Raw genomic sequence first — 5300 nt, 5'->3', positions numbered from 1 at the left:
CCTGGCCTTGCGCATGGGCGCCCAGCGACCAGCCGGCCATGGCCAGCACCAGCGGGCGCAGGGCCCGGACTGGCCGGCGCGCGGGCTGGCGGCCCGGCGCCTGGATTGCGGTGTGATTCGGTGATCGTTGTTGTTCGGTCATGCGTCGGGTCGTCGGTCGGACGGCGGGACGGTTGCGCGGAACCGCCGCAGTCACCGTCCAAACAGGCTGCCAGGCACAGGACGGCCCTCCCGGGAGCCGCCCGGCGCCCGGGTCTGGTCGGGTATTATACGGGGCAACTTATCGACCCTTTCCGGCATGGCAGCACTTCCCCTCGACCCGCGCCAGGACCAGCTCAAAGCGTGGGTGTCCGGACTCGCTCCGGATTGGTCCATCGATCCCGAATCGTGCGTACCGGCATCGGCCGACGCGAGCTTCCGCCGCTACTTCCGCCTGCGCACCGACAACCCGGCGCATCCGACCGTGATCGCGATGGATGCGCCGCCCGCCCGCGAGGACTGCCGCCCCTTCATCCATGTCGCCGCGCTGTTCGGCGAGGCCGGCGTCACCGTGCCGACCGTGCTGGCGCAGGATCTGTCGCAGGGCTTCCTGCTGCTGGCCGACCTGGGCAACACCACCTATCTGTCGAAGCTGGACATCACGACCGCGCGCACGCTGTACGGCGACGCCGCCGCGGCGCTGGTCAGGATCCAGGCCGCGACCCGGCCCGGCACGCTGCCGGCCTATGACCGCGAGCTGCTGCAGCGCGAGCTGGACCTGTTCCCGCAGTGGTACGTGGCGCGCCATCTCGGCGTGGAGCTCGATGCGGGCCAGCAGGCGGACCTGACCGAGGTCATGCAGACGCTGCTGGCCAACAACCTGGCCCAGCCCCAGGTCTACGTGCACCGCGACTACCATTCGCGCAACCTGATGGTGCTCGACGGGGAGGACAAACGCGGCAACCCCGGCATCCTCGACTTCCAGGACGCCGTGATCGGCCCGATCACCTACGACGCGGTCTCGCTGTGGCGCGACGCCTATATCGAATGGGACGAGGAGCTGCAGCTGGACTGGCTGATCCGCTATTGGGAACGCGCCCGCAAGGCGAGCCTGCCGGTGGCGGCCGACTTCGGCGACTTCTATCGCGACTTCGAATGGATGGGCCTGCAGCGCCATCTGAAGGTGCTCGGCATCTTCGCGCGGCTCTACCACCGCGACGGCAAGGACGGCTACCTCGCCAACATGCCGCTGGTGCTGAAGTACGCGCGCGCGGTGGCCGGCCGCTACGGCGAGCTGCGCAAGCTGGTGCGCCTGTTCGATACGCTCGAAGGCGTCGAGCGCCCGGCCGGCTACACCTTCTGATGGATCCTGCCAGCAGCCCTACCCGGCGCGGCGAATGGTGGGCCGGCGTGCGCGCGCTGTCGCCGATGCTGCTGGGCGTGGTGCCGTTCGGCCTGATCTACGGCGTGCTGGCGGTCGGCGCCGGCATGCCGGCGTGGCTGGCCTGCGCGATGAGCGCGATCGTGTTCGGCGGCGCCTCGCAGATGATCCTGACCCAACTGTGGGCGGCGGGCACGCCGGCGGCGATCGTCGCCACCACGGTGGCGATGGTCAATCTGCGCCACGCGCTCTACTCCGCCACCGTCGCGCCAGCGCTGGCGCATCTGCCGCGCCGCTGGAAGGCGCTGATCGCCTATCTGCTGACCGACGAGGCCTTTGCCGCGATGACGCGGCGGCTCGGCGACGACCCGGCGCAACGGCGCTACCGCCACTGGTACTTCTTCGGCGCGGGCGTCGCGCTGTGGACGAGCTGGCAACTGTCGACGCTGGCCGGCGTGCTGGTCGGCGCGCAGGTGCCGCGCCACTGGCCGCTGGACTTCTTCCTGCCGCTGACCTTCATCGCCATCATCGTGCCCGGCCTGAAGCATCGCTCGCACGTCGCCGCGGCGGTGACCGCCAGCGCGCTGGCGGTGCTGTGCTTTGGCGTGCCGCACAAGCTCGGCCTGATGGCCGCCGCGCTGGGCGGCATCGCGGTCGGCATGCTGCTGCTGCCGCGCCGCAGCGGCCCCGCCGGCAAGGAGCACGCCGCATGAGCCCGTGGATGCTGCTCGGCGTGATGGCGGCCGCGGGCCTGGCGACCTATCTGATCCGCCTGTCCTTTATCGCCGTCGAAGGCAAGGTGCGCCTGCCCGCGTGGTTCCGCACCGCGCTGCAGTTCGTGCCGGCGGCGATGCTGTCGGCGCTGATCGCGCCCGACCTGCTGATGCGCGATGGCCAGCTGGCCATCGGCCTCGACAATGCCCGCCTGATCGCCGGCGTGGTGGCCATCGCGATCGCCGCGCGCACGCGCAGCGTCGGCTGGACCATCGCCGGCGGCATGGCCACCCTGCTCGTCCTGGAGACCCTGATTTGAAAGCGATGATCTTCGCCGCCGGACGCGGCGAGCGCATGCGCCCGCTGACCGATGGCTGCCCGAAGCCGCTGCTGCAGGTCGGCGGCAAGCCGCTGATCGTCTGGACCATCGAGGCGCTGGCCCGCGCGGGCCTGACCGACATCGTCATCAACCATGCCTGGCTCGGCCAGCAGATCGAGTCGGCGCTCGGCGACGGCGGCCGCTTTGGCGTGCGGCTGGCGTACTCGGCCGAGGGCGAGGCGCTCGAGACCGCGGGCGGCATCGCCAAGGCGCTGCCGCTGCTGCGAGATGGCGCCGGCGACGGTGGTGGCGGTGAGAACGGTGGCGGCGGCGAGATCTTCGTCGCGGTATCGGGCGACATCTATTGCGACTACGACTTCCGCGCGCTGTTGCCGCGCGCCGCCGCAATGGCCGGCGCGCCCGAGCCGCGCATGCACCTGGTGATGGTGCCCAATCCGCCGTTCCACCCAGAGGGCGATTTCGCGCTCGGCGCCGACGGCAAGCTGTCGCTGCCCGGCGATGCGCCGCTGGCCGATGGCGCCGCCCGCCTGACCTTCGGCAATATCGGCCTGTACGACACCCGCACCTTCGCCGGCATCGCGTCCGGACAGAAGGTGGCGATGACGCCGTTCTACCGCGCCGCCATCGCGGCGGGCCTGGCCACCGGCGAGCGCTTCGCCGGCCGCTGGGAGAACGTGGGCACGCCGGCGCAGCTGGCCGCGCTGGACGCCGCGCTGTCGCGGTAGGGGCTCGCCGCGCTCGCCAATGCTGTCGTCCCCGCGAACGCGGGGACCCAGCGGCTTGAACAGCGTTCCCGGAAGTCACTGGGTCCCCGCCAGCGCGGGGACGACGGGGAGATAGCATGGCCGGTTTGCCTGGCGCGCCGGCCAACGCCAGTTACGACGGCGTTAGAATCGGGCCATTGCCCACTGCCTGCCCGATGCGAGTCGGTCCCCTCATGTCCGCACCAGATTCCGCCCTTCTCCAGGCCTGTCGCGCGCGCCGCGCCCGCGTGCTCGATCACCTGCGCGCCGCCGGCGGCGGCGTCGCGATCCTGCCCACGGCACCGGAAGCGATGCGCAACCGCGACAGCGACTTCCCGTACCGGCACGACAGCTACTTCTATTACCTCAGCGGCTTCACCGAGCCCGAGGCCGTGCTGGTGCTGATCGCCGCGCCGGCCGGCGGCGCCGACCGCAGCATCCTGTTCTGCCGCCCGAAGCACGAAGAACGCGAGATCTGGGACGGCTTCCGCTACGGCCCCGAAGCCGCGCGCGAGGTGTTCGGCTTCGACGAGGCGCACTCGATCGAGGAGATCGACGCGCAGCTGCCGCAGCTGCTGGCCAACCAGAATCTGATCGCCTATCCGCTGGCCGCGTCGACTCGCATCGACATGCAGGTACGCCGCTGGCTCGACGCCGTGCGCACGCAGGGCCGCGCCGGCGTGGTGGCGCCATCCAGCGCGCTCGATATCCGCACGCTGCTCGACGAGATGCGGCTGTTCAAGGACGCCGGCGAACTCGGCATCATGCGCCGCGCCGCACAGATCTCGGCGCAGGCCCATGTGCGTGCGATGCAGGCCAGCCGCGCCGGGCTGCGCGAATACCATCTGGAAGCCGAGCTGCTGTACGAATTCCGCCGCAACGGCGCGCAGAGCGTCGCCTACAACTCGATCGTCGCCGCCGGTCCCAATGCCTGCGTGCTGCACTATCGCGCGGGCCCCGCCGAACTGCGTGACGGCGACCTGTGCCTGATCGACGCCGGCTGCGAACTGGACGGCTACGCGTCCGATATCACGCGCACCTTCCCGGTGTCGGGCCGCTTCTCGCCGGCGCAGCGCGAGCTCTACGATCTGGTGCTGGCCGCGCAGCAGGCCGCCATCGACGAGACGCGCGCCGGCGTGCCGTACAACGTGCCGCATGACGCGGCGGTGCGCGTGCTCGCGCAGGGCATGCTCGACACCGGCCTGCTGGACCGCGGCAAGGAAGGCGGCGTCGACGACGTGATCGCCAGCGGCAGCTATCGCCGTTTCTACATGCATCGCACCGGCCATTGGCTCGGCATGGACGTGCACGACGTCGGCGAGTACCGCGTGCCCGGCCCCGCACCGGCCGAGGGCGAGCGCCCGTGGCGGCCGCTCGAGGCGGGCATGGTGCTGACGATCGAGCCCGGCATCTACGTCCGGCCGGCCGAGGACGTGCCGGAGCGCTACTGGCATATCGGCATCCGCATCGAGGACGACGCGGTGGTCACGGCCGGCGGCCCCTGTGAATTGATGACCCGCGGCGTCCCGGTCGACGCCGACGAGATCGAGGCGCTGATGCGCGAACGGAGTGAGAAGTGATGGTCAGCTGGTTGAGAAAACTGTTCGGCGGTGCCGCTGACAATGCCACGGCGTCGCGGACGCAGGCGGAGCCGGAACAGCCGTTCATCGTCAATCTGTTCGACGACCGCGTGGTGGTGCATCGTCCCGACGGCCAGCGCGAAGAACTCGAATGGCAGGCGCTGGAGCGCGTGGTCGCGCGCGTATCGCGGCGCGCACCGTGGACCGGCAGGGCCTGGCTGATCCTGGTCGGCGAGGAACGGCCCGACGGCCGCCAGCAAGGCTGCGTGACGCCGCTCGACGCGGTCAACCACGAGGCGCTGCTGTCGCGCCTGCGCGCGTTGCCTGGCTTCGATCAGGCCCTGCTCGACAACGCGCTGCGCGATGCCCGCAACGGCAGGACGCGCGAGGACGTGGTGTGCTGGCAGCGCGGCGACGCCGCAGCGAGCGGTGCCAATGCCGGAGGTGCCAACGATGACCCAGCCCACCCCTGAACCGCACGGCGACGCCTGCGATATCGCCATCGTCGGCGGCGGCCCGGTGGGCCTCGCGCTGGCCTGCCGGCTGCTGCAGACCAGCCCCTG

The 5300-nt window shown here is 71.0% G+C and carries 6 protein-coding genes; all 6 read left to right on the top strand.

Features of this window, described 5'->3' with window-relative positions; all coding sequences use genetic code 11:
• The first annotated feature begins 298 nt into the window (after nt 1-298).
• A complete protein-coding gene (locus B551_RS12995) occupies nt 299-1342 on the top strand; it encodes an aminoglycoside phosphotransferase family protein (RefSeq protein WP_023264254.1) in 1044 nt (347 codons plus the stop codon).
• Nucleotides 1342-2073 carry an AzlC family ABC transporter permease gene (locus B551_RS12990; protein ID WP_023264253.1) on the top strand — a complete coding sequence of 244 codons (732 nt, stop codon included), beginning with the start codon at nt 1342-1344 and terminating at the stop codon, nt 2071-2073. The genes B551_RS12995 and B551_RS12990 overlap by 1 nt, the downstream gene beginning before the upstream one ends.
• Nucleotides 2070-2393: an AzlD domain-containing protein gene (locus B551_RS12985; RefSeq protein ID WP_043439412.1), complete on the top strand. Its 324-nt coding sequence runs from the start codon at nt 2070-2072 to the stop codon at nt 2391-2393. Before B551_RS12990 ends, B551_RS12985 begins: the two co-directional genes overlap by 4 nt.
• On the top strand, nt 2390-3139 hold the full coding sequence (murU, locus tag B551_RS12980) for an N-acetylmuramate alpha-1-phosphate uridylyltransferase MurU (protein ID WP_043439409.1): 750 nt from the start codon (nt 2390-2392) through the stop codon (nt 3137-3139). The genes B551_RS12985 and murU overlap by 4 nt, the downstream gene beginning before the upstream one ends.
• Nucleotides 3140-3351: 212 nt before the next feature.
• On the top strand, nt 3352-4737 hold the full coding sequence (locus B551_RS12975; RefSeq protein ID WP_043439406.1) for an aminopeptidase P N-terminal domain-containing protein: 1386 nt from the start codon (nt 3352-3354) through the stop codon (nt 4735-4737).
• Nucleotides 4737-5210: a hypothetical protein gene (locus tag B551_RS12970; protein ID WP_006580103.1), complete on the top strand. Its 474-nt coding sequence runs from the start codon at nt 4737-4739 to the stop codon at nt 5208-5210. Before B551_RS12975 ends, B551_RS12970 begins: the two co-directional genes overlap by 1 nt.
• Nucleotides 5211-5300 lie beyond the last annotated feature (90 nt).

Source organism: Cupriavidus sp. HPC(L) (genome assembly GCF_000307735.3).
Taxonomy (GTDB): Bacteria; Pseudomonadota; Gammaproteobacteria; order Burkholderiales; family Burkholderiaceae; genus Cupriavidus.
This window is presented reverse-complemented; position numbering and strand designations above follow the sequence as displayed.